The organism is Neisseria sp. P0021.S005, from assembly GCF_051956955.1.
This window is the reverse complement of the sequence record NZ_JBQCWY010000884.1, coordinates 1-559: the sequence shown is the minus strand read 5'-3', so window position 1 is coordinate 559 and position 559 is coordinate 1. Positions and strand designations below refer to the sequence as shown.

The 559-nt window shown below is 60.1% G+C and carries 1 protein-coding gene; it reads left to right on the top strand.

Annotated elements, in window-relative coordinates:
• Positions 1–559, top strand: a 559-nt coding sequence (locus ACTHUE_RS19960; RefSeq protein WP_440424272.1) for an aldehyde dehydrogenase family protein, incomplete at both ends; no start/stop codon positions are given.

Genomic DNA, 559 nt, shown 5'->3' with positions numbered 1-559 from the left:
CACCTGCACAACGCCTTGCCGCTACCGCGCGATTTGTACGGCAGGGGTCGTCTGAATTCCCAAGGCGTCGATTTCAGCAACGAAACCGTGTTGCAACAGCTTCAAGAAAAACTCAACCGCGCCGCCGCGCAAGACTTCCATGCCGCATCCATTATCAACGGCAAAGCCCGCGATGTCGGCGAAGCGCAACCGATTAAAAACCCCGCCGACCACGACGACATAGTCGGCGCAGTCAGCTTTGCCGATGCTGCGCTTGCCCAAGAAGCGATTGGCGCAGCCGTTGCCGCGTTCCCCGAATGGAGCGCAACGCCTGCCGCCGAGCGCGCTAATTGCTTGCGCCGTTTCGCCGATTTGCTGGAGCAGCACACCCCCGCGCTAATGATGCTTGCCGTGCGCGAAGCAGGTAAAACGCTGAACAACGCCGTCGCCGAAGTGCGCGAAGCCGTCGATTTCTGCCGCTACTACGCAAACGAAGCTGAAAACACCCTGCCCAAAGATGCCAAAGCCGTCGGCGCCATCGTCGCCATCAGCCCGTGGAACTTCCCGCTCGCCATCTTTA